The 26,986-nt window shown below is 44.8% G+C and carries 24 protein-coding genes and 3 tRNA genes; 5 read left to right on the top strand and 22 right to left on the bottom strand.

What is annotated here, in order from left to right:
- Positions 1-383: 383 nt before the first annotated feature.
- The 6 genes from ddpX to H3S82_RS05920 form a co-directional block, all read right to left on the bottom strand.
- Entirely contained in the window at positions 384-977 is a 594-nt protein-coding gene (gene ddpX / locus H3S82_RS05945; RefSeq protein ID WP_198237121.1) for a D-alanyl-D-alanine dipeptidase, read from the bottom strand.
- A complete protein-coding gene (locus H3S82_RS05940) occupies positions 968-1,915 on the bottom strand; it encodes an ABC transporter ATP-binding protein (protein ID WP_198232949.1) in 948 nt (315 codons plus the stop codon). Before H3S82_RS05940 ends, ddpX begins: the two co-directional genes overlap by 10 nt.
- Complete coding sequence (locus H3S82_RS05935) at positions 1,912-2,892, bottom strand: ABC transporter ATP-binding protein (RefSeq protein ID WP_198232948.1); 981 nt, start codon at positions 2,890-2,892, stop codon at positions 1,912-1,914. Before H3S82_RS05935 ends, H3S82_RS05940 begins: the two co-directional genes overlap by 4 nt.
- Positions 2,893-2,894: 2 nt before the next feature.
- Positions 2,895-3,770, bottom strand: coding sequence for a D,D-dipeptide ABC transporter permease (gene ddpC / locus H3S82_RS05930; RefSeq protein WP_246785242.1), 876 nt, complete (start codon positions 3,768-3,770; stop codon positions 2,895-2,897).
- Between the two features lie 8 nt (positions 3,771-3,778).
- The gene (locus H3S82_RS05925; protein WP_198232946.1) at positions 3,779-4,795 is read right to left on the bottom strand and encodes an ABC transporter permease; all 1,017 of its coding nucleotides are present in this window, start codon (positions 4,793-4,795) and stop codon (positions 3,779-3,781) included.
- An 84-nt stretch (positions 4,796-4,879) separates the two neighbouring features.
- Entirely contained in the window at positions 4,880-6,529 is a 1,650-nt protein-coding gene (locus tag H3S82_RS05920; RefSeq protein WP_198232945.1) for an ABC transporter substrate-binding protein, read from the bottom strand.
- A gap of 178 nt (positions 6,530-6,707) precedes the next feature.
- On the opposite strand from H3S82_RS05920, the gene H3S82_RS05915 reads away from it, so the two are divergent.
- Positions 6,708-7,559, top strand: a complete 852-nt coding sequence (locus H3S82_RS05915) for a MurR/RpiR family transcriptional regulator (protein ID WP_198232944.1) — start codon at positions 6,708-6,710, stop codon at positions 7,557-7,559.
- Between the two features lie 72 nt (positions 7,560-7,631).
- On the opposite strand, the gene H3S82_RS05910 is transcribed toward H3S82_RS05915, so the two are convergent.
- Positions 7,632-7,705 (bottom strand) — tRNA-Gly (locus H3S82_RS05910).
- Between the two features lie 23 nt (positions 7,706-7,728).
- Positions 7,729-7,812 (bottom strand) — tRNA-Tyr (locus H3S82_RS05905).
- Between the two features lie 208 nt (positions 7,813-8,020).
- Here H3S82_RS05905 and H3S82_RS05900 point away from each other — a divergent pair.
- Positions 8,021-8,848: an RNA methyltransferase gene (locus H3S82_RS05900; protein WP_198232943.1), complete on the top strand. Its 828-nt coding sequence runs from the start codon at positions 8,021-8,023 to the stop codon at positions 8,846-8,848.
- 115 nt (positions 8,849-8,963) lie between these two features.
- On the opposite strand, the gene H3S82_RS11285 is transcribed toward H3S82_RS05900, so the two are convergent.
- The 10 genes from H3S82_RS11285 to H3S82_RS05850 form a co-directional block, all read right to left on the bottom strand.
- Complete coding sequence (locus H3S82_RS11285; protein WP_198232942.1) at positions 8,964-9,707, bottom strand: rhomboid family intramembrane serine protease; 744 nt, start codon at positions 9,705-9,707, stop codon at positions 8,964-8,966.
- Entirely contained in the window at positions 9,673-10,848 is a 1,176-nt protein-coding gene (locus H3S82_RS05890; RefSeq protein WP_198232941.1) for a hypothetical protein, read from the bottom strand. Before H3S82_RS05890 ends, H3S82_RS11285 begins: the two co-directional genes overlap by 35 nt.
- Positions 10,848-11,282 (bottom strand): L,D-transpeptidase, encoded by a 435-nt coding sequence (locus H3S82_RS05885; protein WP_198224841.1) that lies wholly within the window; start codon positions 11,280-11,282, stop codon positions 10,848-10,850. Before H3S82_RS05885 ends, H3S82_RS05890 begins: the two co-directional genes overlap by 1 nt.
- Positions 11,283-11,400: 118 nt before the next feature.
- Positions 11,401-11,904 (bottom strand): hypothetical protein, encoded by a 504-nt coding sequence (locus H3S82_RS05880; protein ID WP_198232940.1) that lies wholly within the window; start codon positions 11,902-11,904, stop codon positions 11,401-11,403.
- A 621-nt stretch (positions 11,905-12,525) separates the two neighbouring features.
- Positions 12,526-12,912 carry a DUF2155 domain-containing protein gene (locus H3S82_RS05875; RefSeq protein ID WP_370541278.1) on the bottom strand — a complete coding sequence of 129 codons (387 nt, stop codon included), beginning with the start codon at positions 12,910-12,912 and terminating at the stop codon, positions 12,526-12,528.
- A gap of 137 nt (positions 12,913-13,049) precedes the next feature.
- Entirely contained in the window at positions 13,050-13,448 is a 399-nt protein-coding gene (locus tag H3S82_RS05870) for an NADH:ubiquinone oxidoreductase subunit NDUFA12 (protein ID WP_077971146.1), read from the bottom strand.
- A 105-nt stretch (positions 13,449-13,553) separates the two neighbouring features.
- Positions 13,554-14,042: a GNAT family N-acetyltransferase gene (locus H3S82_RS05865; RefSeq protein WP_198232939.1), complete on the bottom strand. Its 489-nt coding sequence runs from the start codon at positions 14,040-14,042 to the stop codon at positions 13,554-13,556.
- Between the two features lie 5 nt (positions 14,043-14,047).
- On the bottom strand, positions 14,048-15,547 hold the full coding sequence (gatB, locus tag H3S82_RS05860; protein WP_198232938.1) for an Asp-tRNA(Asn)/Glu-tRNA(Gln) amidotransferase subunit GatB: 1,500 nt from the start codon (positions 15,545-15,547) through the stop codon (positions 14,048-14,050).
- Between the two features lie 141 nt (positions 15,548-15,688).
- Entirely contained in the window at positions 15,689-17,185 is a 1,497-nt protein-coding gene (gene tig / locus H3S82_RS05855) for a trigger factor (protein WP_198232937.1), read from the bottom strand.
- Between the two features lie 150 nt (positions 17,186-17,335).
- Positions 17,336-17,418, bottom strand: a tRNA-Leu gene (locus H3S82_RS05850).
- A gap of 1,102 nt (positions 17,419-18,520) precedes the next feature.
- On the opposite strand from H3S82_RS05850, the gene trmFO reads away from it, so the two are divergent.
- From trmFO to H3S82_RS05835, 3 genes are read left to right on the top strand one after another with little or no spacing between them, the layout of a single operon-like run.
- Positions 18,521-19,924, top strand: coding sequence for a methylenetetrahydrofolate--tRNA-(uracil(54)-C(5))-methyltransferase (FADH(2)-oxidizing) TrmFO (gene trmFO, locus H3S82_RS05845; RefSeq protein WP_370541277.1), 1,404 nt, complete (start codon positions 18,521-18,523; stop codon positions 19,922-19,924).
- Entirely contained in the window at positions 19,897-20,595 is a 699-nt protein-coding gene (gene gph / locus H3S82_RS05840; RefSeq protein WP_198232936.1) for a phosphoglycolate phosphatase, read from the top strand. Before trmFO ends, gph begins: the two co-directional genes overlap by 28 nt.
- A gap of 60 nt (positions 20,596-20,655) precedes the next feature.
- Positions 20,656-21,288 (top strand): YrbL family protein, encoded by a 633-nt coding sequence (locus H3S82_RS05835; RefSeq protein WP_198232935.1) that lies wholly within the window; start codon positions 20,656-20,658, stop codon positions 21,286-21,288.
- 67 nt (positions 21,289-21,355) lie between these two features.
- Here H3S82_RS05835 and H3S82_RS05830 read toward each other — a convergent pair whose 3' ends face one another.
- The 4 genes from H3S82_RS05830 to clpP all read right to left on the bottom strand — a co-directional run bounded on the left by H3S82_RS05830 (position 21,356) and on the right by clpP (position 26,639).
- Positions 21,356-21,634 (bottom strand): HU family DNA-binding protein, encoded by a 279-nt coding sequence (locus H3S82_RS05830; protein WP_077971136.1) that lies wholly within the window; start codon positions 21,632-21,634, stop codon positions 21,356-21,358.
- 239 nt (positions 21,635-21,873) lie between these two features.
- On the bottom strand, positions 21,874-24,300 hold the full coding sequence (gene lon, locus H3S82_RS05825) for an endopeptidase La (RefSeq protein WP_077971135.1): 2,427 nt from the start codon (positions 24,298-24,300) through the stop codon (positions 21,874-21,876).
- Positions 24,301-24,494: 194 nt separating this feature from the next.
- Positions 24,495-25,769, bottom strand: coding sequence for an ATP-dependent Clp protease ATP-binding subunit ClpX (gene clpX, locus H3S82_RS05820; RefSeq protein WP_077971134.1), 1,275 nt, complete (start codon positions 25,767-25,769; stop codon positions 24,495-24,497).
- Positions 25,770-26,006: 237 nt separating this feature from the next.
- A complete protein-coding gene (gene clpP / locus H3S82_RS05815; RefSeq protein WP_077971133.1) occupies positions 26,007-26,639 on the bottom strand; it encodes an ATP-dependent Clp endopeptidase proteolytic subunit ClpP in 633 nt (210 codons plus the stop codon).
- Between the last annotated feature and the right edge of the window lie 347 nt (positions 26,640-26,986).

Raw genomic sequence — 26,986 nt, 5'->3', positions numbered from 1 at the left:
GCCGTCGATCTCTTGTCTTGTTAACACCCCTTGGCTATCAAGGGAATTACAACTGAATTTAACCGGCCCGCTAAGGCCGGCGCCATACCAAAAGACGGAATGATCCGTCCAAATTCGCCAGCATAGCACATAAGTTAAACTCCATGATCTATGCCTATCCCCGTTTTGCTGATTTTACAACAAACAAAACATGAGAAATGCTATCGTCATCATATCTGACCGATAGCGCGAGTTCTATATACAGATATATTCCACTATTACAATACCTCGTTTTCAAATTAGCACCAATTTTCCAACACCCGAGAAGCTATGGTCTTTGTTGGATAGCTGAGCTGCTCTATCTCGTTGTTTTTGCACTTATTACCCCGAGACAGGCTTCGTGATTATGAAAAATCATAATCTTCAATAAGAGGATAATTGATAGAATTTGGTAATGCATAGTGCCACCATTCGGTTTTTAATAATGAAAACCCGGCAGTGGTCATGATTCCTAGAAGCAAATAACGATTGCGCTGTGCTTCTGGTGAAATATCTGTCGCGCCATGATAGGACTGGACAATGGAGGCATCAAAGCCAGTCCCCATATCCAACATTTCACCATTCAAGGTTTCCAAGGTCAAATCAACAGCAATACCGCGTGTATGATCTGACCCTTTGAGCGGATTAGAAACAAAGCGCTCATCCGGACGAAAATTCCAAAATCTTTGTTGTACGGCTTGAGGCCGATAAGTATCCCAGATATGGAGGCGAAGCCCAATGGCCTTAGCCAACTCGGCGGCTTTATATAGAGCATCAGCCGCATCGGGGTGTAACATCGGCGTCGCGTTGACATATGCAACTTCACCGATAAAATTGTTCGCTGTTGCGTAAACAATATCGATCTTTAAATCCGCATGGTCTATTTTAACTAAAGTCATCTTATGCTCCTTCGCGACTGTTTGGCGAATTTCTACTCCCAAAACTATTTCTATTGGCATGCCTGTGCCCTTACATGGCATCGCACTTGATGGGCAAAACTGTCATGGGTTGGATCAAGTGTTTGCGGTTTTTCACAACCTCTTTGTTGGAGTATACAGCGATCTCGAAAGAAGCAGCCCTTCGGCAAATTGCGATTGGATGGCAATTCGGTATTTTCTATTGGATCGGTCAAATTTGATTTTTTCAATAGGCTGGGAACGCTGTCCAATAGCAGTTCGGTATAAGGATGGGCAGGATGTTTTAAAACATCATCTGCATCGCCAATTTCAACAACCTGACCAAGATACATCACAGCGATACGGTCACACATATGTTCAATGACAGATATATTGTGCGATATGAATAGGTAACTGAGGCCATGTTCTTGCTGTATGTCTTGCAGCAAATTTAAAATTTGCGCTTGAACCGAAATATCAAGTGCGGATGTCGGTTCATCCAAAATGATGATATCCGGATTTGAAGATAAAGCGCGGGCGATTGCGATACGCTGCCGCTGCCCGCCTGAAAACTCATGCGGATAGCGATCCAGCACTTCGGCACGCAAGCCAACTTTTGCTATCAAATCGTGTGCAATGTCACGCAACTGTGTCTTTGACATATTTTGTTTGGCAAATAGCGGTTCGGTTATAACCCGCCAAACGGGCATGCGTGCATTGAGTGAAGATTGTGGGTCTTGAAAAACGATCTGCATATTGGTGCTGTGTTGATTTGGCATTATCAGTTGACCGGAACTTGGCTTGACAATCCCAAGTAATAACTGCGCCAGCGTTGTCTTGCCGCATCCTGACTCACCAACAATACCCAATGTCTCACCGCGTTTGATGGTCAGATCAACCTGATTAAGCGCATGAACCTGTCCAGTGGGTTTGCCACGCCAATTGACGCCATAAGGATAGTTTTTGCTGACCTTTTGCAGTTCTAAAACCGTTTCATTCATTGTTTTTGTCCTTCGGACAACCAGCACGCGACCTGTCCTTGGCTGGTTTCGCTATTAAACATGGGAGGTTTCATCGAGCAGCGCTCAAAAGCCGCCGTGCAACGTTCTCTGAAGCTACAGCCCTCGGGCAAATTGATGAGGTTTGGTACGCTACCAGCAATGGATTTTAGCTTTTGTCCCGGGGTGGCATTTTCCGGCAAGGCTTCTATCAAGGCTTGTGTATAGGGATGCGACGGATGTGATAGCACTCGAGCTGTCGGACCACTTTCAACCACGGTGCCGGCATACATAACATATACCCTGTCGCAAAATTGGCTAACCACCGCCAAATCATGCGAGATGAACATAATTGAAGTCCCTGTATCGCGGGCTTTCGCATTCATAAGTTGCAGCACTTGCCGCTGTACAGTCACATCAAGGGCCGTTGTTGGCTCATCTGCAATTAACAAACGTGGTGAACATGCGAACGCCATGCCGATCAAAATTCGCTGACGCATGCCACCCGAAAGCTCGAATGGATAACGCTGCATAATTTCTTCTGCATCATTAATGCGCATATCACGCAAAATGCTCAAAGCAAAATTATACACCTCTCGCCCACGCATGTTCGTGTGAATTTTCAGCACTTGTAAAATCTGTTTGCCGATTTTCTTGGTGGGGTTGAGTGCCGTTTGCGGCTCTTGAAAAATCATTGCCACATTGTCCGAGCGCAACCGTGTCATTTGTGGCTCACTCAAGCTCAAGACATCCTGCCCCAATAATTCAATTCTACCTGCGGTAACTTTAAAACTGTTTTTAGGCAGCAATTGCAAAGCGGTCATCGCTGTAACAGACTTGGCCGAGCCGCTTTCCCCCACCACCCCGACAATTTCACCTTCATCAATATGCATTGAAACGCCATTAACGGCATGGACATTGCCTAAATAACCGGGAAAGTTAAGGCTTAAGCCATCTATGTTCAACAATCTATTGGCCATAATCAACGTGCCTTATTCTTGGGATCAAGTATATCGCGGATGCCGTCACCAAAAACGTTGAAGGCGGCGGAGGTGATCAATATGGCAATGCCTGGAAAAGCCGAATACCACCATTGATCAAGGATATAACTGCGACCGGCTGAAACCATAGCGCCCCATTCAGGCATGGGTTGTTGGGCGCCAAGGCCGATAAAAGACAAACCCGCAACCAATAGAATTGTATTGCCAATATCAAGACTGGCCTGTACCAGAAGCGGTGATACGATATTGGGCATTATGTGCCAGCGCAATATATGCCAACGCGATGCTTTAAACGTGCGTGCTGCGGTTACATATGCCATTTCGCGCACCAATAATGCTTGGCCACGTGTCAAGCGCACATAATATGGAATACGCACAATTGCTATCGCGATTGCCGCATTGACAAGCCCCGGGCTCATTGCTGCAGCCAGCGCCATAACCAACACCAGCGAGGGAACAGACAATACCACGTCCATAATACGCATGATTATGGTGTCTGTACGCCCGCCCATCATACCGGAAATTGCGCCCAGCATAAGACCGATGAAGCCGGAGCAAAGCACCACAAAAAAGCCGACAGAAATCGAGCCGCGCCCGCCATAAAGAATGCGCGAAAAAATATCCCGTCCAACTTCATCCGTACCAAAGAAATGTTGCCACGAGGGCGCTGCCAAGCGCGCTTTATAATCAATAGCGGTGGGCGAATGGGTAGCAAATAACGGGGCAAAGATAACCAATACCAATATGAGCAAGACCACCAGACCACCCAGAACCATCAATGGATTGCGGCTCATCTGGTACCAGAAATAACGCAAGCCCTCAAAACGAGTTCTTGGTGCAACTAAAACATCACTCATCGTTTGCCTCATGAAATATTTCTGATACGCGGATCAACCAGCATGTAGATGAGATCTACAATGAGATTGACAAAGACATAGGCTACGCAAACCACCAGGGTGAACCCCATGATTGCGGGAAAGTCGAGCGATAATATAGAATCAACCACATAGCGCCCCATACCTGGCCAAGCAAAGACACTCTCTGTAAGCACCGCACCATAAAGCAAATCCCCCAGTGCCAGCCCCATAACAGTGATGGACGGTATCAAAGCATTGGGTAATGCCTCGGCAAAAATGATACGAAATTTGGAAATCCCATTTGCGTTTGCAGTGCGAATATAATCTTGGTGCATTTCATCCATCATGGCAGAACGTATTTGTCGCGCGACCACGCCGAGATGCACAAAGCCCAGTGTCATTGCTGGCAAGATGATATGCTTAAGCGCACTCCAAAAAGCGGCAAAATTGCCTGCCAAAAGACTGTCCAATAATAAAAAACCGGTTAGCTTGGGCGGCATCATAATTGACGGCGAAATGCGACCGCCACTGGGGAGTATTTGCAATTGCGCATAAAACAGCACAATTACCAACATTCCCAACCAAAAGGCAGGGGTGGAAATACCTATTACTGCCATTAGGCGCACCGCATAATCAATGAAAGTATTTTTCCAAATGGCGGATGCAACGCCAAGCGGTATAGCGATAAAAGCGGCTATAAATAACGCCACTACAGCCAATTCCATGGTTGCCGGGAAAAATAGCTTCAGGTCTTCCAGCACTGGCCGTTTGGTACGAATGGATGTTCCCAAATCGCCAGTAAATATGCCTTTCATATACCGGATATATTGCTCAGGTAATGACTTATTGAGATCCAAATCATTGCGGATACGTTCCACGACCTCGGCGGGAGCACGTTCACCCGCAATCATGCGCGCTGGATCCCCAGGCACCACATTGGAAATAGTAAACGTTATTAGTGAAACGCCAAACAGCACAAAGACAAGCAGATACAAACGTTTTCTTATGACATTAAGAAACGACATAACAGGTTCCTATAAACCAGGATGATCAGGACAGTTAAGGCCAGGTTGAAGATTGGAATGAATGCCGGTTGAACCGGCATTATCCTATTTTTTGCTCATTTCTGCAAAATTATAGACATGGTCCAGCATCGGATTATAGACAAAGCCGCTTACATTTTTGCGCATTGCAACCATGTAATTTCTCTGGAACAAATAGACATAAGGTGCCTCGTCCGTAACCACTTTTTGAACTTTTGCATATAATTGTGTGCGCTCGTTCTGATCGCTGGTTGTTGCGGCTTGGCGCAGCCACTCATCCACTTGCGGGTTGGTATAAAAACTGCGATTACCCGCCAGACCATGCCATTGGCTATCAAACCAATAGTTCATAAACATATACGGGTCTGCAAAATCTGGCGACCACCCGCCGATAGCAATATCAAAATCACCGGTTTCAATCCGTTCGCGCAAGGTCGCATTTGCCAGCTTTTCAAGCGATACATCAATATTGAGCTGTGCAAGGTAAGCCTGCACGCCGATACCCAGTGGCTCCCATAACGGATCACGATCTGAATAAAGAAATTTTAGTTTTGAACCATTTATACCCGCTTTGGAAATCAATTCGGCCGCTTTACCGGGGTCATAGCTATAATGGGTAATATCAGTGCTTTTACCCCACATCCCCTCTGGGATAGGGCCATCCATCACGACACCGTCACCCGAAAGCACACCATCCAGTATTGCCTGATAGTCTATGGCATAAGAGATAGCACGCCGCACATCAACATTATCCAAAGGCTTATGCTTATTGTTAAGGTAAAGATAGGTTACAGATAAGCTTGGCTCTTCAACAACGTTCAAATCCGGGTTTTTCTTCAATGTCTGGATTTGATCAAGCGGCAGGCTTTCGGCAATATCCACATCCCCGGCTTCAAGGCGCAAGCGGCGGGAGGCTGCCTCGGGAACGATTTCAACGCGCACATTTTGCAAAGCGGGTTTTGTACCGGAATAATAGGGATTAGGTTTGAGTATTATAGCGCTTCCACGTTCCCAACTTTCCAACATATAGGCGCCAGAGCCAGCAGAATGCATTGACAGCCAACCACTACCATGATCATTGCCTTGCGATTCAACATTTGGATTGACGATTGAAGCGCCATCGACTGCCAAAACATAAAGAAATGGCGCAAAAGGTTTTTCAAGCTTGAATGTTACTTCCAATGGGCCGGTAGCTGCAACACTTGTGCCCTTTGGGAAAGCTGCTGATGGCCCCTGCCCCATATTGAACAAGCGCTCGAAGGAATATTCCACCGCTTTGGCATCTACCGGTGTGCCATCGGAAAACTTAAACCCATCCTTAATTTTAAAAACCCAGGTTAATTGATCGTCTGAAACACTCCAGCTTTCAGCCAGATCATCGGCTATGCCGGTCTCATCTTGCTTCTTTTCATAGCGCACCAGGCGTTGATACATTGGATAGACAATTGTCAGGTCATTGTTATCCAATGTAAATGCTGGATCCAGCGATTGAGGATCAGCAGCCTTGGCAATAACGAGAGTATTAACCTCACTCGCTGACAAGTTCTGCGGCAGCGCAGCTGCCAAAGACAACAAGCCAGCATAAATCAGGGCATTTTTACCAAAAGTGTAAGCCGTTTTCGGATATAAAAAGCGGCAATAACTAAGGGCGTGAGCTGATATACGCCCCAACGAACAAGCAACAGGCTCCAGCGATTTTGTGAAAGGTTGCGTCATGCCATTCCTCCAACATGATTTGAGTGTTCCATCCTCATTAATTTTTACTTTTTTCTTAGCTATTGTTGATATTTAACGCACAGTCAAGTTATTTTGTTATTCTTCTAACATTTCCTGTATTTCAGACTTCCCAAAATCGCATTTTGCACTTATCTCATAAAAGAATACGGAACATAAAATGGGCAATGACTTCATCGAGCTAATTAAGAACACTGATGCGCGCTTCACTAAACTAGAGCAGCGTATTGCAAGTTTTATCACCCTCCGCCCTGAACTTTTATTACTCAATACCAGCGCTGAAATTGCCGCTCAACTTGATGTCAGCGCCATGACTGTCAGCCGGTTTTTTAAGAAATTAGGTTATAAAAACTCTTCGGATGCGCGAAAAAAAGTAAAAGCCGACATATATGGCCCCATGCCAACGCGTATCGGGCACCGTTTCGAGAATTATTTAACCCGCGCTGACCAGCATGACAATCAGGAATTGGAATCATTGCAGCATATCATTATGGCTGCGTATCATCAGCGCCAAGCGCCCCAATGGCAGGCGATTGTAGAAAGCCTAAGCTTTAGCCGCAATCTCTATGGCATAGGCATGCAGACCATGCATTATTTGGCTCAAGGCTTTTGCGATCGGCTTAAATATATACGGCCCAACATCCACATCCTTAATGCCGCCGATGGTATTTACCCGCAAATCTACAATAAGGATGCCGACAAAGATGCGTTGATCATCATCGACACTTATCGCTATGGCGCGGATGGCCCGAAGCTTGCTGAGATGGCACAACGCTTGGGAATTGACGTGATCGTTATTTGTGATGAGTTTTGTGAATGGGCAGCCCCGATCACTGATAAGATTATCGTGCTACCTCATGAAAATCAATTTTTTATGGGGCTACCCACCGGTATCCATACGGTGCTCAATCTATTGCTGAAAGATATCATACTTATCTTGGGTAAATCTACGGAAGATCGCCTGGCGCGCATTTCTGCCGGCCAAGACTTTTTCGACCCCTATGTGGATTAAGCCTAACGGTATCAAACCATGACAGGCAAATATAAACGATTATCTTGGTCAAAAAATATTCGGGAAATAATCTGGAGCGGGTAGCGGGAATCGAACCCGCGTATTCAGCTTGGAAGGCTGCTGCTCTACCATTGAGCTATACCCGCACGTTGACTCCGGCTCCGGTAAATGGTGGAGGGGGTTGGATTCGAACCAACGTAGCATACGCAACGGATTTACAGTCCGTCCCCTTTAACCACTCGGGCACCCCTCCATTAAAAATACCTAGCGGAGTTGCGCGATAAGGCATATACAACCAGACCAAATACATAAAGAACTCGTTCTGTTTGTGTGGGGCGTTATGCCGTTTACCATTGCCTCTGTCAACAGGTTAAATCCCGTTATTTTCGATTTCATAACAAAAAAGTCTTTTTTGACATTTTTTGGTATCGGATCGACATCTCAATCGGCTATAAAAAATTATGAATGAAAAAACCCCCAAAGATTCTCATTATGCCCGCTTACGCCGCCAATATCGCGACCGTACCGGCAAAAAAACCGAGAAAACCAATAGACAAAAAATCGAACCGGCCGCATTTAATGCGGGTGAGCTCAGACTTTATGGGCTTCACACAGTGGCGGCAGCGCTGCGTAACAAAAAACGCAAGCTTGAAAAACTTTTTGCCACGCGAAATGCGCTTGACCGGCTCGATATCAACGAATCAGAAATAAATTGTCCGGTTGAAATTGTTGCACCGAAAATGCTCGATTCGCTGGTTGGCAGCGATGCTGTACATCAAGGCGTTGTTCTCGAAACCGAGCCTTTGGCGCCCCGTTCACTCGACGAACTTTCGAATACCGATCTTGTTATTGTACTTGATCAGGTTACAGACCCTCACAATGTCGGTGCTATTATGCGTTCGGCCGTTGCATTCAATGCCGGCGCTCTCATTACCACAAGCCGACATTCTGCACAGGAGACAGGAGTATTGGCGAAAGCTGCTTCCGGTGCTTTGGAACTTATAGACCACATCACCGTGCGCAATCTCGCAGAGGCGCTCGAAGAACTGCACAAAGCCGGTTTCACAAGTTTCGGACTTGATTCGGAAGGCCCGCTTCCGCTTGAACCGAGCTTAAAGGGCAAACATATTGCCCTCGTTCTGGGCGCCGAAGGAAAAGGATTGCGGCAAAAGACACGTGAAACTGTTTCGGTCCTTGCGCGCCTTGATATGCCGGGAGCGATAAAATCACTCAATGTTTCCAATGCCGCTGCGATTTCGCTTTATGCCGCCCGTAATCATCTTCACTAAATTGAAGGCTAAAACACAAGAAGCGTTTTACTCGCACAGACCCCGCCCTATTGGAGGCTGTGCTTGCTCTACATCACGGTATTCCAGGTTTTAATTGCCACGGATTTTCGCCTCGCTAGATTTCTTGATTTCTGCGCTTGTCGAACAATCCAATAAGAAAGAAACCGGCTACCAATCCGCCGATATGGGCGACCCAGGCTATCGAACTGCCCTCGCCGCCCATTGATGGTGTTGCAAGACCGGTAATAATATCGATAATTATCCATGTGCCGATAAAACCAACGACATTCCTTGAGGTGACCGATTGTCCGATAGACAAAATCGGACCGGCAAATTCCGACCTTCGATCTTCAGAAAATGTACGGACTTGACGAAAACCGTATCGGCTAGCTGCCCCCATCATACCTGATATTGCGCCCGACGCACCAACCATCGGCACATAACTTTCAGGATAAATGAAGAGATGTGCAAAAGCTGCGACAGCCGAACAGATAAACCAGAACACAATAAATCTTATATTGCCTATCCGGTTTGCGAGCGGTGAGCCGAATATAACGAGCCACATCATATTGACACCCACATGCATAAAATTCGCATGCAAAAATGAATAGCTTACCGGTGTATACCAGAATTTGAATAAAGCATGAGTGAAGAACTCTGGAATAAACGAACAATATATATAAAATAACTCATAATATCTAGGTGAAAAAAAATATTCCGGAATAATAAAGCTTAGTACACATATAGAGATAATAGCAATAATGACGGGAGGTATATTGAAAATTGGCGCATGTTTCCTGCAATTGTTGTTATAGTGACTAAAATCATCGTTCACATTCAATCTCCCGAGATCGGACATGTTTTTTTACATAACACGGTATAAAGCGCACATATATAATCTCTGCAACAAGTTCGACACAAGTTTGTGTCAAAACGACAGCTGCAACCAAAGCTTGTTCATCGGCTGGTGATATAGTTAGCAAAAATGGCAACAAGACAAGTGAATTACGTGTTGAAACACTGAAACTCAATGCGATTTCCTGTTTTCTGCAAAGTTTAAAAAGCTTTGCGGTGAAAAAGCCGACAAAAGGAGCGAGACAAGCATAAAGGCCATAAAAAGCTATTCCATAAATAAAAGCATGTGATAGCGCCTTTTCACTGCTGCCATAGTCCGTTGTGTTTTCATAAATCCCTGTTGCCTCGTCGGACGATCTTTTTGTGAAGGCATAACCATTATCGTCAAATATCGAGAAAAGTTCCGAAAAAGCGTATGCAGCAATTATCATTAAAGTGAATGCCGTAATCATCACGACGCTGTTTTTCATAAAAGAGGTCGAATATGCAACGACCTTGTTATAGCGAGAAATGGATTGCAAAATCCAAGCAAGAGCGAGAGGAACGAGCAGAACCTGAAAAATGGATATGATAAAGTCGATAATATCCGGTCGAGTAGCTTGCATATTTTGCTCGTCATAAAACCAGCCGCTAGAAAATAACATCAAAAAAGCGAGCTGAATGATTAACAAAACGGGCAATGCGGCCGTCAGTGAGGAACTGTCACCTTTGGCCAAACGACAAAACGACACGACATAATCGACGCAAGGTGCGCAAAGGAGAATCATGCCGTAAAAAGCAAAGGCGAGATAAGGAGCTTGCAAGCTTTGCTCGTAAGGAGAATGCGATGGATCGGATAATTGAAAGAAAAGTCCCGCCCCTATCAACAACAATAAGGCTACCAATATCGGAATAAATACAAAATTTCCAACAAGAAGCGCCGCCACAAAACGCTTATTGCCGAGATTGTCAATTACCGAGGAAACAGGAACCTGCAAGAAGGTGACAAACAATAATACCGGCAGAATAAAATTCAGGACTTCATTTGCGCTGCTCGCAACGCGAAATAAATAACCGATAGCGGTTCCGCCTAGAATAGCCAGAAAATAAAATTTAATTTGATGTTTTTCTAAAAAAACAAACCAGTCCCGATGTTCTGTTTCCATTATTTGATTACGATTTTAAGGCTGTCCTGCCCTTCTTTTAACAACATTTTATAAAGGATTTCTGCATTTGCCGTATTCAAGCGTATGCAACCATGACTTGCCGGACTTCCTAAACGGCTCACATAAGATGTGCCGTGGATGGCGTAACCTTGATTATAAAATATTGCATAAGGCATCGGCGCATTGTCATATTTCCGGCTTCGCCACATTTTGTGCATTCTGACAGGACGATAAGTTCCGCTTGGAGTCGCATATCCTTTCCGTCCAGTGGATACTTTCCAATGGTAAAGCGTTTTACCATCTTTTTTAACAATCATTGTCTGATTCGAAACGTTGACGAGTGCCAAAATATCATCAGCCGATGCTGGCCCCATCAGTGAAAACATAAAAATCGTGGCTCCACTCAAAAGAGCAGATATTTTCCAATAATTCATGGCCCTATCCCGCTCAAAATTCACAAAAAACGCGATAGATAGAGTAAAACGAAAAAATACAAAAACGAAATAAAAAGTTAAAAAATAGTTAATTCAGCCCTTTGAAAATTCGTAACTGTCAGTATTTCGGCATTGACTGCATCTGGTCCAGAACTTGCTGAAAGGCTCTTTTATCAAGGAAACCATCTACATAATTTCCACGTCCGACAAGTTTGAAAATAAAGCCGCTAATTGCATACTGACGAAATTCATCTTCGGGAATGAATATGCGTCCCTTTTCCGAATTGGTACATCCGATGGTACAAACAATATTCAGTTTTTCTCTCGCAACATAGCGATAGTTGCGTTTTTGCGACCAGGCGAGACTAATATCCAGATCGTTGCTATTCGTGGAAGTTGCTATTGTATCAATGACATAGCCCTGATTGCTAATCCATTTTGCCTGCATTTCCAACTGAATCAAAGGATTGTTGGTAAAATAAAAGCTCTTGGAACTCAGCTCTGTAACACGCGTATAATAATCATGCGTGGTTGAAGGTTCTGTTGACCATTGACAACCGGTCAAGCAACAGGCCAAAAATAATGATGCAAAAATCTGTTTCATCACACGAATTGATGGCATAGTGAGCCTTCCAGTACTTCGATTTCCTGATAAACGAAACTAATACCCGATGCTTACGCCAAGCTTGAGCCGATATTTTCAAAACTGTTTTGAACCCAAATAACCCGAATATAAAAGAAGCACGTACTCAAATTAGCAAGGGTAAAGTTGAAAACCCGAATACTGAAAAGCCAAACCGGAATAGCTTTTGACATTCGACGACAGCAATTTTCATTATTTTTGATGAGGCACAGTCATTTCAGGAGTTGTTACCAAGCCTCCCACACCGGATTTTTTGAGCCAAAACAGTTGCCCGTATATTCCTATTCCAATGCATCATTTTCCAAGGCATTAGTGGCCGTTTTACGGAACCAAATCCCCACTATTCGAATGGGGGAATATTTCGCACGTGTTATGAAGTTATAAAAAAGTAAATAATGTTGAAGATTGCGAATTTCAAAAAAAGAATAATCTGTTTAAAATAGGTCCGTTATAATTCCCTAATAAACTATGATTTCTCTATTTTAACACCATCATTTTTAACTTTTTGATTTGTTTATCAAAACAATAAAATGAAACAATTTGTTCATTCAATATAGAGAAATACAAAAAAGTAACGTTATACCGCTCTATAACAATCTATTATTGGGGAGCAGGAACTTTGGATTTTTGTTTGCAGTCTTTCAACCACACATCATAAATCGGGTGTTCGACAGCATTAAGACCGGGGCTATCAGCAAACATCCAGCCAGTGAATATGCGTTTGATTTTTTTATCAAGAGTGATTTCGTTAACCTCGACAAATCCATCTGTGCGTGTTGCTTCATCTGCCGAACTTGTATAACAGACCCGCGGCGTCACCTGAAGAGCACCGAATTGGTAGGTCTCGCCTATATAGACATCGAAGGTTGTGATGCGGCCGGTAATTTTATCGAGACCGGAAAAAACAGCAACAGGATTACTTAATCTCGTTGTTTCCTGCGCATAAGATGATGCAGTCACAAAAAGCCCAAGGAATAAGGCAAACAGGACAAATAAGCAACGTCTGAAAAACGGTTTAAAAAATCTCATAGCACCGCATCAATGGTTATCTATTATAATTCGAAGCTTATTTGCCAATTATGGCAATATGGCGAAAAAACAATCCGATTTCCGCTACGAAATGGCTATTTGCCCGGTGTCCACGCGTCGTAATCGCCGGTAACATGAGGACGTTGACCATGATGGGCAATCGAACCTTTCGGCGTATAGGCCTTGCTTGTACCGGTCAGATTAGGAAGATGCGGTTTCTCCCACTCACGTGCATGATAGTTTTCTGCACTTGGTGGTGTATCTGTGCGATGATGAATCCAACCATGCCAACCTGCAGGAATCGTTGAAGCTTCCGAATAATTCTTGTAAATAACCCAGCGCCGCGGATAGCCGTCTTTATGGCGGCTGCCTTCATAATAGATGTTTCCGAACTCGTCTTCACCTACGCGCTTGCCATGTAGCCACGTGAAAAAACGTGTATTAATGGTGTTACCGTTCCACCATGTAAAAACCTGTTTCCAGATACCAGCCATTTCAGTGTGAGCTCCTTCAAGTTCAGCCCATAAGCTTCAAACGAAAAACCAACTTTTAACGTTATGCAGCTCATCAACATTAAAAGCAAGTCAATATTGACGTGATCAGAACAGTGTCTTCTCCAAGACAACATCATCATTCGACTTGTTCTCGGTAGTTTTCCCGAGGTGTTTATACCCTTGTTCTTCAAAAAATTTCTGTGTTCTCTCATCATTTTTATTGAGAGCTACACGAATTTTACGGGCAGCCGGAAAAGCTTCTTCAAGCTCGATCAATAAACGTTGACCGATCCCCTGCCCCTGACTTTCCGGTTTTACACACAGATGAAGCACAAGTGCAATTTCAGAATCACCTTTGACGGCTCCCTGAGCTGCATAGGCAACACCATGAAGAGTATCCCCGTCATCCGCCACGACATATTCGGATGCTGGACGACTAAGCATTTTCTTCAAGAGATCAGGCGTATAATCATGAGCAATTTTACGATCAACTTCTTCACGTCCGACGATATCATCTAATGTCGCATGCCATGTTTCGATCAACAGATCATGAATAGCATTGATATCATCCTTGGATGCAGTGCGAATCCACATGGTCGTTATTCTATCCCGAGTTTTGCCTTTATCAGTTTGTTTACTACTTGAGGATTTGCCTTACCACCGGTTTTTTTCATGACCTGACCGACAAACCAACCAGCCAATGTCGGCTTTTCTTTGGCTTGGGCAACTTTATCCGGATTGGCAGCAATAATTTCATCGACAGTTTTTTCGATAGCGGCCGTGTCGGTAACCTGCTTCATGCCGCGTTCCTCGACGATTTTTGCAGGGTCACCCCCTTCGTTCCAAACGATCTCGAAGAGATCTTTTGCAATTTTTCCGGAAATCGTACCTTCTTTTATCAAATCGATGATTCCGCCAAGTTGATCTGCGCTCATTGGAGATTGCGAAATGTCAAGGCTTGCTTTGTTCAAAGCGCCGAGCAAATCGTTAATGACCCAATTCGCAGCAAGTTTGCCATCGCGACCGGCAGCAACCGACTGGAAGAAATCGGCAATCGCCTTCTCGCTTACAAGAATGGAAGCATCGTAAGCGCTCAAACCCATTTCATTAATGAAGTTTGATTTGATTTCATCAGGCAAGGCCGGCAAGTCGGCTTTCAGATCGTCGACAAATTTCTGGTCAAAAACCAAAGGCAACAAATCGGGATCAGGAAAATACCGGTAATCATGCGCTTCTTCTTTCGAACGCATCGGCCGTGTTTCACCCTTTGCAGAGTCAAACAGCCGTGTTTCCTGATCAATTGTACCACCGTCCTCAAGAACGGCTATCTGCCGACGCGCTTCATAATCAATTGCCTGTCCGATAAAACGGATCGAATTAACGTTCTTGATTTCGCACCGTGTACCGAAATCCTCACCCGGACGACGTACCGAAACATTGACATCGGCACGCATTGCACCTTCATCCATATTGCCATCACATGTTCCGAGATAGCGAACGATCGTACGCAATTTCGTGACATAGGCCTTCGCTTCATCTGACGAACGCAAATCCGGCTTTGACACAATTTCCATCAGTGCAACGCCTGAGCGGTTAAGATCGACAAACGACATTGTAGGATGTTGATCGTGGATAGATTTTCCCGCATCTTGCTCGAGATGGAGCCGTTCGATACCGATTTCCACATCCTCGAACTCACCTTTTTTATCAGGACCGACAGAGATGATAATTTTACCTTCCCCGACGATTGGCTGTTCAAATTGCGAAATCTGATAGCCCTGAGGCAAATCGGGGTAAAAATAGTTTTTGCGATCAAACACAGATTTTAAATTGATCTTGGCATTCAGTCCTAATCCGGTTTTCACAGCCTGTTTGACACATTCGATATTGATGACAGGCAGCATACCCGGCATTGCAGCATCAACAAGAGAAACATGAGCATTGGGTTCGGCCCCGAATTTCGTGGAAGCGCCGGAAAAAAGTTTGGAATTGGAGGTTACCTGAGCGTGTACTTCCAATCCGATAATGACTTCCCAGTCTCCGGTAGCTCCGGAGATGAAGCGTTTCGGGTCTGCTGTGCGGGCATCAACGAGTGTCATTAGAAATCCATCATTCTTATTTTAAAGATAAAATTATCTCTATTGGCTAGTCCAAACAAGCGGCAAGTGCAAGCAAAGAGTGTTATCCTTATAAAAAAGGCCCGGAAAAACCGGGCCTGATTTATTTTATCCAACAGCAAATCAATCTTTTTTCGTTGTCTTTTTTGCGGCTGCCTTTTTGGCAGGTGCTTTCTCTTCCGCATGAGACTTCGAAGAAGACTTCTTGTCATCAGCCTTTTTGTCTTCGGATTTCTTGCTTACGGTCTTTTTCTTTGCCCCTGATTTCTTCGGAGAATTTTCGTCTTCTTCCTCTTTCATCAGCTCTTCGGCCGTCACTTTCTTGTCAGTGACTTTGACTTTACCGAGAAGATGATCAACGACTTTCTCTTCGAATATAGGAGCACGCAAATTGGCGACTGCATCAGGAGTACGACGGAAAAATTCGAATATTTCTTTTTCCTGTCCAGGATATTGGCGAACCTGATCATAGACTGCCCGTTGCAACTCATCTTCCGAAACGCTGATTCCGGCTTTTTCACCGATTTCAGACAAAACAAGGCCCAACCGGACACGACGTTCAGCGAGCTTGCGATATTCTTCACGGGCTGCTTCTTCTGTCGTTTCCTCGTCCTCGAAAGTACGACCGGCTTGCTTCAACTCGTTGGTGATTTGTGCCCAGATATTATTGAATTCGACATTGACGAGACGTTCCGGTGTCTCGAAATCGTAATCATTATCAAGAGCATCAAGAATCTGACGCTTTACTTTTTGACGTGTGATTGTGCCATATTGGTTCTCGATTTGCTCGCGAATGACGTCGCGCAGCTTTTGGAGTGATTCGAGACCAAGTTTTTTGGCGGCTTCATCATCGATTTTCAGTTCGTCCGGCTTTGAAACCTCTTTCACTGTTATGTCAAAAGTGGCCTCTTTACCAGCCAGATGTTTTGCATTGTAGTCATCAGGGAATTTTACTGTAATGACTTTTTTGTCACCCGCTTTCACACCGATAAGCTGCTCTTCGAAGCCGGGGATGAATTGTTTGGAACCGAGAACAAGTTGCGCATCATTATCAGCGCCACCTTCAAACGGTTCACCATCAAGTTTACCGAGATAATCGATCGTTACGCGATCGCCGTCTTCGGCCTTGCCTTTCTTTTCCGTATAGGTACGGGTGGAAGAAAGAATGCGCTCGACCTGTTTATCAACATCGGATTCAGGAACTTCCACGACTTCGCGTGTAACAGCGATGCCGGAAACATCTTTAAGATCGAATTTCGGCAAAACTTCATATTTCAAAGTAAAGACGAAGTCGGCATCACCATTCAAGACCTTTTCGGCCTCTTTTTCGTCTTCGCTCATATCAATTTCCGGCTGGGTGGCCGAACGTTCATTGCGGTCTGAAAGAATCGAACGCGGCGTATCCTTCAGAATCGAATTGATAACGTCAGCCATAAACGACTTGCCATACATTTTCTTCAAATGGCTGACAGGCACTTTACCAGGGCGGAAGCCATTCAGCTTGACCTTGTCTTTAGCGTCGTCAAGACGTTCGTTTAGTTTTGCTTCCAGATCTTTAGCCGGGATCACTACCTTGATCTCGCGCTGCAATCCCTTATTAAGCGTCTCGGTAACTTGCATCGAACAACCTTCATTTTTCTGAGGACAAGTACTTAAGCCCTGTCCGATACCAATTCTGCTCTAACACCCAAGCGTCAGAATACCATGAAACGGACTTCCGCCTCGCGCGGAACTCCGCAAAAATTCTCTTTGCATTCAAGGCCGTTGCTTTGGTGCGGATGAAGGGACTCGAACCCCCACGGTTGCCCGCCAGAACCTAAATCTGGTGCGTCTACCAATTTCGCCACATCCGCAAATCCTGATAATCAGGTTTGCAACAAACCATAGGCAAGCGGCGTCTCTATATCATTCAATTTCTATCAATCAAAGGAAAAAAGCCGACTCTTGCGTTTTTTACCGGATATTTAAGAAAAGAACCACCATAATTTCTGAAGACAAGGAATAATGCGTAGATAAGCTGGCAAAATATCTCCTCGCGAACCATTCCAGGCAATGTTCCCGCCGAATAGATAAAAACAACCCTCGCGCGAACTTCCGGTTGAGATCTTCGATAAACTTCACAAGGCTTTGCAAGATTGCGTTTTTCCGATTTCCCGAATAGTTCACTTCACAACAAAAATCGTTAATGCATTTGCCCTGATTTTTGTCGTCAGGTTTTGTTTTCCACCGTCGGAACTTGGTTTTTGTCGTCAAATTGTCCGCTTTGGTTTGCTTTACGATTGCGCAACAATACCCCTCCCCCTTTCGACAATCCGAGTGACTTTTGTTTTCATTGTTCCAATGTAATCATAAAGCAAAAACTGTGTAACGAATGAGCGCCAAAAATATAGTGTTTTTGATTCGCCAATATATGTTTCACTCGAGTAATTATTCCCGTTATCAAAAAGCAAAACTTCATGTCGGATAACAATACCACTCCGACAGCTATATCGGATAAAGTGCTCTTGGACCGTTTTTCGCACTTCACTTCTCACTTTATCCGAATTCACTTTCTTTCGCGATAAAGCGGAACCACTTCATCTTTAACGGGAAGCAATGCTTTCGTCTCAAATTTTTTTGCGATTACAATTTTCTTGTTTCTATAATACGCCCGACCACTCATTTTCTTGGACCTTGCTCGTTATATCAAAGCAGCAATGACCGGTTAATCTTGACAATATTTCGGGATTGAACTGCTAAAGTTTCACCCTTCGTAACTTCATGACGACCGCTTGTTACTCGCAAATGACATAATGAGGTTGCGGACAATAATCATTCTGGCAAGATTTTACATATTCAATCTATTCTACTGAAAAAATAGTCTGAAGAACGGTCATTGTCTCAGTGCCTTTTGTACCATAAGGTGTTATTGACCGTTCCACGCTTGGAATCTTATGTTTTGCGCAAAGAATGATGATGTCGAATTTTTCTATGAAGCCAATCCATGTTATTGGCGGCGGTCTGTCCGGCAGCGAGGCTGCGTGGCAAATAGCCGAAGCCGGTATTCCTGTTATTTTGCATGAAATGAGGCCGGTCGAAAACACGCCCGCTCATAAAACTGCAAATCTGGCGGAACTCGTCTGTTCCAATTCATTTCGTTCCGACGATGCTTCAACCAATGCGGTGGGGCTCCTTCACGCCGAAATGCGGCTTGCCCATTCGCTTGTTATGAAGGTGGCTGATGAACATCAGGTTCCGGCAGGCAGTGCACTTGCCGTCGATCGTGAAGGATTTTCAAAAACAATCACCGATATCATTGAAAACCATTCCCTGATCAGTGTTGACCGCAGCGAACTTGTGACACTTCCGCCAAAAGAATGGGGGAATGTAATTATCGCAACGGGACCTTTGACATCCCCCCGTCTCGCAGAAGCAATTGTAGACATTACCGGAGCCAATTCGTTATCATTTTATGACGCAATTGCACCTATTGTTTATAGGGACAGTATCAATATGGATATTTGTTGGTATCAGTCCCGTTATGACAAAGTCGGGCCTGGCGGTACCGGCAAAGATTACATTAATTGCCCACTCGACAAGGAGCAATATGAGCACTTCGTACAAGCGCTGACAGACGGGGAAAAAATCGAATTTCATGAATTTGAAAACGTACCTTATTTTGATGGCTGTCTTCCTATCGAGGTAATGGCCGAGCGTGGTCCCGAAACCTTGCGTCATGGTCCGATGAAGCCCATGGGACTTACCAATGCACATAATCCGACTGTAAAAGCTTATGCTATTGTACAGTTGAGACAAGACAATGCGCTTGGCACGCTCTATAATATGGTCGGCTTTCAGACCAAGCTCAAATATGGCGAACAAACGCGCATTTTTCGCTCGATTCCTGGTCTTGAAGATGCCGAATTTGCGAGGCTTGGCGGAATCCACCGCAACACCTATCTCAATTCACCTGTCTTGCTCGACGAAACATTACGGCTTAAAAAACGCAAAAACTTGCGCTTTGCCGGCCAAATGACCGGATGTGAAGGCTATGTTGAATCGGCTGCAATCGGGCTTTTGGCAGGGCGCTTTGCTGCCGCTGACTATAAGGGGAAGGAACCTCGCATACCGCCAATCACAACGGCATTCGGGGCGTTGCTTAATCATATCACGCGTGGTCATATAATGAACGACGATGGTGGCAAACAATCCTTCCAGCCGATGAATATCAATTTCGGTTTGTTTCCGCCTGTCGAGATTGAAAAACCGGAAGGCAAGCGTTTACGCGGCAAAGAAAAAATACTGGCTAAAAAACAGGCTTTGACAAAACGCGCGCTTGCCGATTGCGAAAAATGGTTGAACGAGGAGAAACTTCAGTGAGTAACACGCCTATTGTTGTCTTTGACCTTGACGGAACACTTGTTGATTCCGCGCCGGATTTGCTCGACAGCCTCAATTTCTGTCTTGCGCAAGAAGGCCTCAAAACGTTCGAGCCTGTTGACATTCGTCGTCTTGTCGGCATGGGCGGACGTATTATGATCGAACGCGCGCTCAGTTTCCAGAACATCAAACCGGATAATACGCATGTCGAACAGTTGCTTTCCGTATTTATGCGTCATTATGAAGAAAATATGCCGGGAAAGACACAATTTTTCGAAGGCGTTGACAAAGCACTCACAAAACTCTCCGATGCGGGATACAAGCTTGCCGTTTGCACCAACAAATATGAAAATTTGGCCCGTCACCTTTTGGAAGGAATGGGCGAAGCCGATCGTTTTGTAACGATTGTCGGCGGAGACACATTTGCCTATCATAAACCGGATGCCCGACATATTCTTTCTACCATCGAACGTGCTGGCTGTTCGCCTGATAAAGCAGTTATGGTGGGTGATAGCCAGACCGACATCCTTGCGGCACAAAGTGCAGATATTCCCGTTATAGCAGTCGATTTCGGTTATACCGACAAGCCGGTCAGCACATTCAATCCGACCAAAATAATCAGCCATTACGATGCATTGACCCCGCAATTGGTCGCCGGATGCATGATGTGAAGTTTTCAGGAACTGTAACAGTAAATCTAACGGCCTTGCACAAAGTGAGGTGAAGTCGCAATGAAACATATCCTTACCTTGTCAGATAAAACACCGTTGTTTGAAGGATTAACCCGCTCGGTATACATCAATGAGCAAAATCCCGACTATCTGATAAAAATCCCCTCGCCCGCATGGCGTAAAAAAATCGCCGGTTTTTCGCGTCTACGACAATTAAGAAAAGCAATCGATATCAACTCGCCCAATACCCGCGAAATTCGGGAATATATGCGTCATTTTACCGATCCCGATATGGCAGAAAATGAAAAACATCTGATGCAGATTGCCGGAATCGTTTCAACTGACATCGGTTGGGGATTACTCGTCAAAGCTGAACAGGATTCGTCGGGAAATTATGCAAAGCCTTTTGGCCATTACCAGAATGATATTCCAAAATATCGTCAAGAAATTGAAGATTTCATTCACTGGGTAAAGACAACAAGTATTATCTGCTACGATCTGAAATTCGATAATATATTACTAAGCTCGAGAAACGGCAAATCCACCCTTGTTCTCGTAGATGGCATCGGGGAAACCGGACTTTTTCCATTGCGCGCATGGTGTCAAAAATATAACCGGGCAAAAAATATTCATGAACTTCACGAATTCACTGACGCACTGGCGCCATTTCTTGACTTGAAAAACCGCAAATAGCCATCACGAAGACAATGAAAAGCCCGGCACTTGAGAAAAGACCGGGCTTTTAAAACATGGCAATGGATTATTTGTTGTTGACGGCGTCTTTCAAACCTTTGCCAGCCGAGAACTTAGGAACATTGCGGGCAGGAATGGTGATTTCTGCGCCTGTTGAAGGGTTGCGTCCTTTCGTGGCAGCACGGTGGGAAACTTCAAATGAACCGAAACCGGGAAGACGAACATCACCGCCATCTTTCAAAGCATCGGTGACAGAAGCAATAAATGCATCTACAGCAGAAGCCGCTTGAGTTTTTGTGATGCCGGCTTTTTCAGCGACAGAGCTGACCAATTCGTTCTTATTCATTGGATAATTCCTTTCTTTCTATTACCGGACAATAGTGATTCCACCGGTTGCGTGCGAGTTTATTGAAAACTATGGCAAACAGAAGCCAAATTTATCAAAAAAAGCCCGAATTTTCGGGATAATCACAGTTATTCACGGAAAAAATAACGTAATTCACAATTGAAAAACGAAAATAAAAAGAAAAGGCAGTCTAAACTGCCTTTTCTCAATTTTAGTATATGTCGTTACTGACATGTGATTCAGTGGGCTATAGAAGTAACGCCATCCTCATCACTTGATATATTGTTGGTAACCGGCGGATTTGCAGGTTCTACCCATTCAATCGGTTCGGGACGACGAACAAGTGCATGATCGAGAACTTCACTTGCAAAACTTACCGGAACAATTTCCATGTTGTTTTTGACATTATCAGGAATATCAACAAGGTCTTTTGCATTCTCTTCAGGAATGAGCACCTTCTTGATACCGCCGCGTAATGCTGCAAGCAATTTCTCTTTCAGCCCGCCAATCGGCAAAATCCGTCCACGCAACGTAATTTCGCCGGTCATCGCGATATCCTTGTGGACAGGTATACCGGTCAGAACCGAAACAATTGCCGTTACCATGGCAACACCTGCGGACGGACCGTCTTTTGGTGTTGCACCTTCGGGAACGTGAACGTGGATATCACGGCGTTCGAACAGAGGAGGTTCAATACCAAAATCCACAGCCCGCGAGCGGACATAGGATGCAGCAGCCGAAATTGACTCCTTCATAACATCGCGCAAATTACCGGTAACTGTCATACGGCCTTTACCCGGCATCATAACGCCTTCAATCGTGAGCAATTCACCGCCGACCTCGGTCCATGCGAGCCCCGTAACAACACCGACCTGATCTTCACCTTCAATCTGACCGTAACGGAATATCTTGACGCCAAGAAACTCGTCGATATTGCTGTCATCGACTTTAACCGACTTCTTTTCTTTCTTGACAATCTCCGTCACAGCCTTGCGTGCAAGTTTCATCAATTCGCGTTCAAGCCCGCGAACCCCTGCTTCGCGCGTATAATATTGAATGATCGAGCGGATCGCTTCATCAGTTACAACAAACTCTTTCTTCGAAAGTGAATGTTCTTTCATGACCTTCGGGAGAAGATGGCGTTTGGCTATCTCCATCTTTTCTTCTTCCGTGTAACCGGCAATACGGATGATTTCCATACGATCCATCAATGGTTCTGGAATATTCAACGTATTGGCAGTGGTTACAAACATCACATCCGAAAGATCATATTCGACCTCAAGATAGTGATCCATAAAGGTGTTATTCTGTTCCGGATCAAGCACCTCAAGTAATGCCGATGACGGATCACCTCTGAAATCCTGCCCCATCTTGTCAATCTCGTCGAGAAGGAAAAGCGGATTGTTTTTCTTCGCCTTTTTCATCGACTGGATGATTTTGCCGGGCATGGATCCGATATAGGTACGACGATGACCACGAATTTCCGCTTCATCACGCACTCCGCCTAAAGACATACGCACATATTCACGTCCGGTCGCTTTGGCTATCGAACGGGCAAGCGAAGTCTTACCAACTCCGGGCGGTCCAACGAGACAAATAATCGGCCCTTTTACTTTGGCTGCACGGCTTTGGACAGCAAGATATTCGACAATACGTTCTTTGACTTTCTCAAGACCGAAATGTTCCTCATCCATAACTTTTTCCGCATAGTTAAGGTCATTCTTGATCTTGGATTTTTTGCCCCACGGGATACCGAGGAGCCAATCAAGATAATTACGTATTACTGTCGCTTCAGCCGACATAGGAGACATATTGCGAAGTTTCTTGACTTCACCTTCTGCCTTTTCACGGGCTTCCTTCGACAATTTCGTTTTCTTGATGCGTTCTTCCAATTCAGAAATTTCGTCGTGGCCATCTTCGCCATCGCCCAATTCTTTCTGAATAGCCTTCATCTGCTCGTTAAGATAATATTCGCGTTGGGTTTTCTCCATTTGGCGTTTAACGCGCGAACGTATCCGTTTTTCAACTTGCAAGACAGAGATCTCGCCTTCCATAAAGGCAAGTGCTTTCTCGAGCCTTTCGCGAACAGACAATAATGCAAGCATTTCCTGTTTTTCGGAAAGCTTGATTGCCAGATGGGAAGCGACCGTATCGGCAAGTTTCGTTGCATCATCTATCTGGCTGACAGCACCAATGACTTCCGGAGAAATCTTCTTGTTCAATTTCACATAGTTTTCAAAGTCCGAGATGACCGAACGCATCAGTGCCTCGATCTCGACCTTGTCTTCTTCCGGTTCATCAAGTGGTGTTGCATAAGCTTGGTGATAGTCCGGATTATCCGAAAAACCGGTAATTTTGGCGCGCTTTACACCTTCCACCAGAACCTTGACAGTCCCGTCCGGTAATTTCAACAGCTGCAGCACATTCGCTAATGTACCAACATCATAAATATCGTCGGCCTTTGGATCATCGTCCGAAGCATTCTTCTGGGTAGCCAGCAGGATCTGCTTATCCTGACCCATCGCCTCTTCAAGAGCACGAATGGATTTTTCGCGACCAACGAATAGCGGCACAATCATATGGGGGAAGACAACAATATCGCGAAGCGGCAAAACAGCATAAAGCTTACTGCCGACATCCGCCGTCTTCTCTAAATCATGTTGCATAACATTTCCTTTCTGGAGCCTTGGGCTCGTTTGCAACGTCGGCACCCCTCATATTAAGCAGATACCCACGCACAAAGGGATTAGGTGGTGGCTCACCACCTATAAATCAAGAGCTACGCGATAACGAAAGACAAGATCGCCCGATATTTTAAACGCATAGGTGGTCGGATCTTATTGTCCGACCATCTGAAAAATCAAGCCGATGCATTTTCCTTGGAGTGGTCCCGCTCGGCATAGATGTAAAGCGGACGCGCTTTACCTTCTACAACGTCACTAGAAATGACCACTTCCTGAACACCTTCCAATGTAGGAAGTTCGAACATCGTATCCAGCAAAATCTTTTCCATGATGGAACGCAATCCGCGTGCGCCGGTTTTCCGCTCGATAGCTTTATTGGCAATTGCCCGTAATGCATCATCATGGAATGTCAATTTGACATCTTCCATTTCGAATAAGCGCTGATACTGCTTGACCAATGCATTTTTCGGCTGCGACAGGATTTGAACCAATGCATCCACATCCAGATCTTCCAAAGTTGCTATAACCGGCAGACGGCCGACAAATTCCGGAATTAAACCGAATTTCAACAGATCTTCCGGTTCGAGATCATGAAAAATCTCGCCAATACGACGTTCATCCGGTGCTTTGACTGTGGCACCGAACCCGATTGATGTTTTTTCTCCACGTGCAGAGATAATTTTTTCAAGGCCGGAAAATGCACCACCGCAAATAAACAGGATATTGGTTGTATCCACTTGCAAAAATTCTTGCTGCGGATGTTTGCGACCACCCTGCGGGGGAACCGACGCAACCGTACCTTCCATAATCTTCAACAATGCTTGCTGGACACCTTCGCCCGAGACATCACGTGTGATGGAGGGATTATCGGATTTACGCGAAATCTTATCAACCTCGTCAATATACACGATGCCGCGTTGTGCCCGCTCGACATTGTAATCGGCAGCTTGCAACAGCTTCAGAATAATATTCTCGACATCTTCACCGACATAGCCTGCTTCAGTCAAAGTGGTTGCATCGGCCATTGTAAACGGCACGTCAATAATTCTGGCAAGTGTTTGCGCCAGATAAGTTTTACCGCATCCTGTTGGTCCAACCAGCAGAATATTCGATTTCGACAATTCGATATCATTGCTTTTCGACTGGTTTGCCAAACGTTTATAATGGTTATGGACAGCAACTGCCAAAACACGCTTAGCATGTGACTGGCCAATTACATAATCATCAAGAACAGCCATGATTTCCTGCGGTGTCGGAACGCCATCACGTGCTTTCACTCCGGAAGATTTATTTTCCTCACGGATAATATCCATACAAAGCTCGACACATTCGTCGCAAATGAACACCGTGGGTCCAGCGATAAGCTTACGCACCTCATGCTGACTTTTGCCGCAGAATGAGCAATAAAGCGTATTCTTCGAATCGCCCCCGTTATTACCAATTTTGCTCATTTCCTTTATCCTTTCGCCCGAATTGCATGAAATATTTTGCCTTTTCGGTTAAACTTTTCAAGCCCATTCCACCAAGAAACTAAAACAAATCAAAATTACGGCCATCTATGTAACCGTTTTTTCCCCTAAAACATGTAAACGCTAAATGTTATTTTTTACTAAAAATCGGGAAGCGGCGATTTGATGGCTTATTGTTTCAAAAATTATTGAAACGACCGCTACCCGATCTTGTAAAATTTAGTCGCTCTGTTCTTCTTCGGCCTCGGCACGATACTGGATGACCTCATCGATCAAGCCGAATTCTTTCGCTTCATCTGCTGTCATAAAATGATCGCGGTCGAGTGTACGTTCGATGGTCTCATAATCCTGACCTGTATGATGAACATAAATTTCATTCAGCCGCCGCTTCATTTTGATGATATCTTGCGCATGACGCTCGATATCCGAGGCCTGCCCCTGAAAGCCGCCGGAAGGCTGATGCACCATAACGCGTGCGTTCGGCAATGCAAAACGATGTCCTTTGGCACCGGCAGTCAATAAAAGCGACCCCATAGAAGCTGCCTGCCCCATGCAAAGAGTTGAAACAGCGGGACGGATGAATTGCATCGTGTCATAAATAGCCATACCCGAAGTGACAACGCCACCGGGAGAATTGATATAGAGGCTGATTTCCTTTTTCGGATTTTCTGCTTCGAGAAACAGGAGTTGGGCGCAGACAAGCATTGCCATGCTGTCTTCAATCGGGCCATTGATAAAGACAATTCTTTCCTTCAACAAGCGGGAAAAAATATCATAGGACCGTTCGCCGCGATTGGTCTGTTCCACAACTATTGGAACAAGATTGAGGGCAGTCTGGATCGGATCACTCATTTTCACTTCCATATTATACGAATCGTCGTTTGCGACCTGAAATGTCGTTATAACCAGAATATCAATCCATTAGAAGATCAATAGATTTTTGTTTTGCCTTAAAACGCAAGGCCATCGGAATCGCTACCGGATGATTTGTGTGAGAATTATCTCAAGAAGATTACCATATGCTATTTCTTCATCTGAAACAGCGTTTTTATATGTGTTCATCCCGCTTCAACTTCAAGTCTTTCAACAAAGGCCCACACATTTATACAAACAACATTTACAATTGTTTTAACGTGGTACAGAAAAACACAACAGCAAGCGGCTTTATATAAAATTGATGATTTCAATTTCAACATCCG

This window comes from Bartonella sp. M0192 (assembly GCF_016102305.1).
GTDB classification, from domain to species: Bacteria; Pseudomonadota; Alphaproteobacteria; order Rhizobiales; family Rhizobiaceae; genus Bartonella; species Bartonella apihabitans.
The sequence above is the reverse complement of the archived record's forward strand: the minus strand, read 5'-3'. Positions and strand labels throughout refer to the sequence as shown.

Coding starts and splice junctions, on each gene's coding strand:
- H3S82_RS05890 (WP_198232941.1), bottom strand. CDS start 10,848: ATGGAAACAGAACATCGGGACTGGTTTGTTTTTTTAGAAAAACATCAA.
- trmFO (WP_370541277.1), top strand. CDS start 18,521: ATGTCGAATTTTTCTATGAAGCCAATCCATGTTATTGGCGGCGGTCTG.
- clpP (WP_077971133.1), bottom strand. CDS start 26,639: ATGAGTGATCCGATCCAGACTGCCCTCAATCTTGTTCCAATAGTTGTG.
- H3S82_RS05940 (WP_198232949.1), bottom strand. CDS start 1,915: ATGAATGAAACGGTTTTAGAACTGCAAAAGGTCAGCAAAAACTATCCT.
- H3S82_RS05935 (WP_198232948.1), bottom strand. CDS start 2,892: ATGGCCAATAGATTGTTGAACATAGATGGCTTAAGCCTTAACTTTCCC.
- H3S82_RS05925 (WP_198232946.1), bottom strand. CDS start 4,795: ATGTCGTTTCTTAATGTCATAAGAAAACGTTTGTATCTGCTTGTCTTT.
- H3S82_RS05830 (WP_077971136.1), bottom strand. CDS start 21,634: ATGAATAAGAACGAATTGGTCAGCTCTGTCGCTGAAAAAGCCGGCATC.
- clpX (WP_077971134.1), bottom strand. CDS start 25,769: ATGAGCAAAATTGGTAATAACGGGGGCGATTCGAAGAATACGCTTTAT.
- H3S82_RS05920 (WP_198232945.1), bottom strand. CDS start 6,529: ATGACGCAACCTTTCACAAAATCGCTGGAGCCTGTTGCTTGTTCGTTG.
- H3S82_RS05915 (WP_198232944.1), top strand. CDS start 6,708: ATGGGCAATGACTTCATCGAGCTAATTAAGAACACTGATGCGCGCTTC.
- H3S82_RS05870 (WP_077971146.1), bottom strand. CDS start 13,448: ATGGCTGGTATCTGGAAACAGGTTTTTACATGGTGGAACGGTAACACC.
- H3S82_RS05900 (WP_198232943.1), top strand. CDS start 8,021: ATGAATGAAAAAACCCCCAAAGATTCTCATTATGCCCGCTTACGCCGC.
- lon (WP_077971135.1), bottom strand. CDS start 24,300: ATGCAACATGATTTAGAGAAGACGGCGGATGTCGGCAGTAAGCTTTAT.
- H3S82_RS05880 (WP_198232940.1), bottom strand. CDS start 11,904: ATGCCATCAATTCGTGTGATGAAACAGATTTTTGCATCATTATTTTTG.
- H3S82_RS05885 (WP_198224841.1), bottom strand. CDS start 11,282: ATGAATTATTGGAAAATATCTGCTCTTTTGAGTGGAGCCACGATTTTT.
- ddpX (WP_198237121.1), bottom strand. CDS start 977: ATGCCAATAGAAATAGTTTTGGGAGTAGAAATTCGCCAAACAGTCGCG.
- H3S82_RS05865 (WP_198232939.1), bottom strand. CDS start 14,042: ATGTGGATTCGCACTGCATCCAAGGATGATATCAATGCTATTCATGAT.
- gph (WP_198232936.1), top strand. CDS start 19,897: ATGGTTGAACGAGGAGAAACTTCAGTGAGTAACACGCCTATTGTTGTC.
- ddpC (WP_246785242.1), bottom strand. CDS start 3,770: ATGAGTGATGTTTTAGTTGCACCAAGAACTCGTTTTGAGGGCTTGCGT.
- H3S82_RS05835 (WP_198232935.1), top strand. CDS start 20,656: ATGAAACATATCCTTACCTTGTCAGATAAAACACCGTTGTTTGAAGGA.
- tig (WP_198232937.1), bottom strand. CDS start 17,185: ATGCAAGTTACCGAGACGCTTAATAAGGGATTGCAGCGCGAGATCAAG.
- H3S82_RS11285 (WP_198232942.1), bottom strand. CDS start 9,707: ATGTCCGATCTCGGGAGATTGAATGTGAACGATGATTTTAGTCACTAT.
- gatB (WP_198232938.1), bottom strand. CDS start 15,547: ATGACACTCGTTGATGCCCGCACAGCAGACCCGAAACGCTTCATCTCC.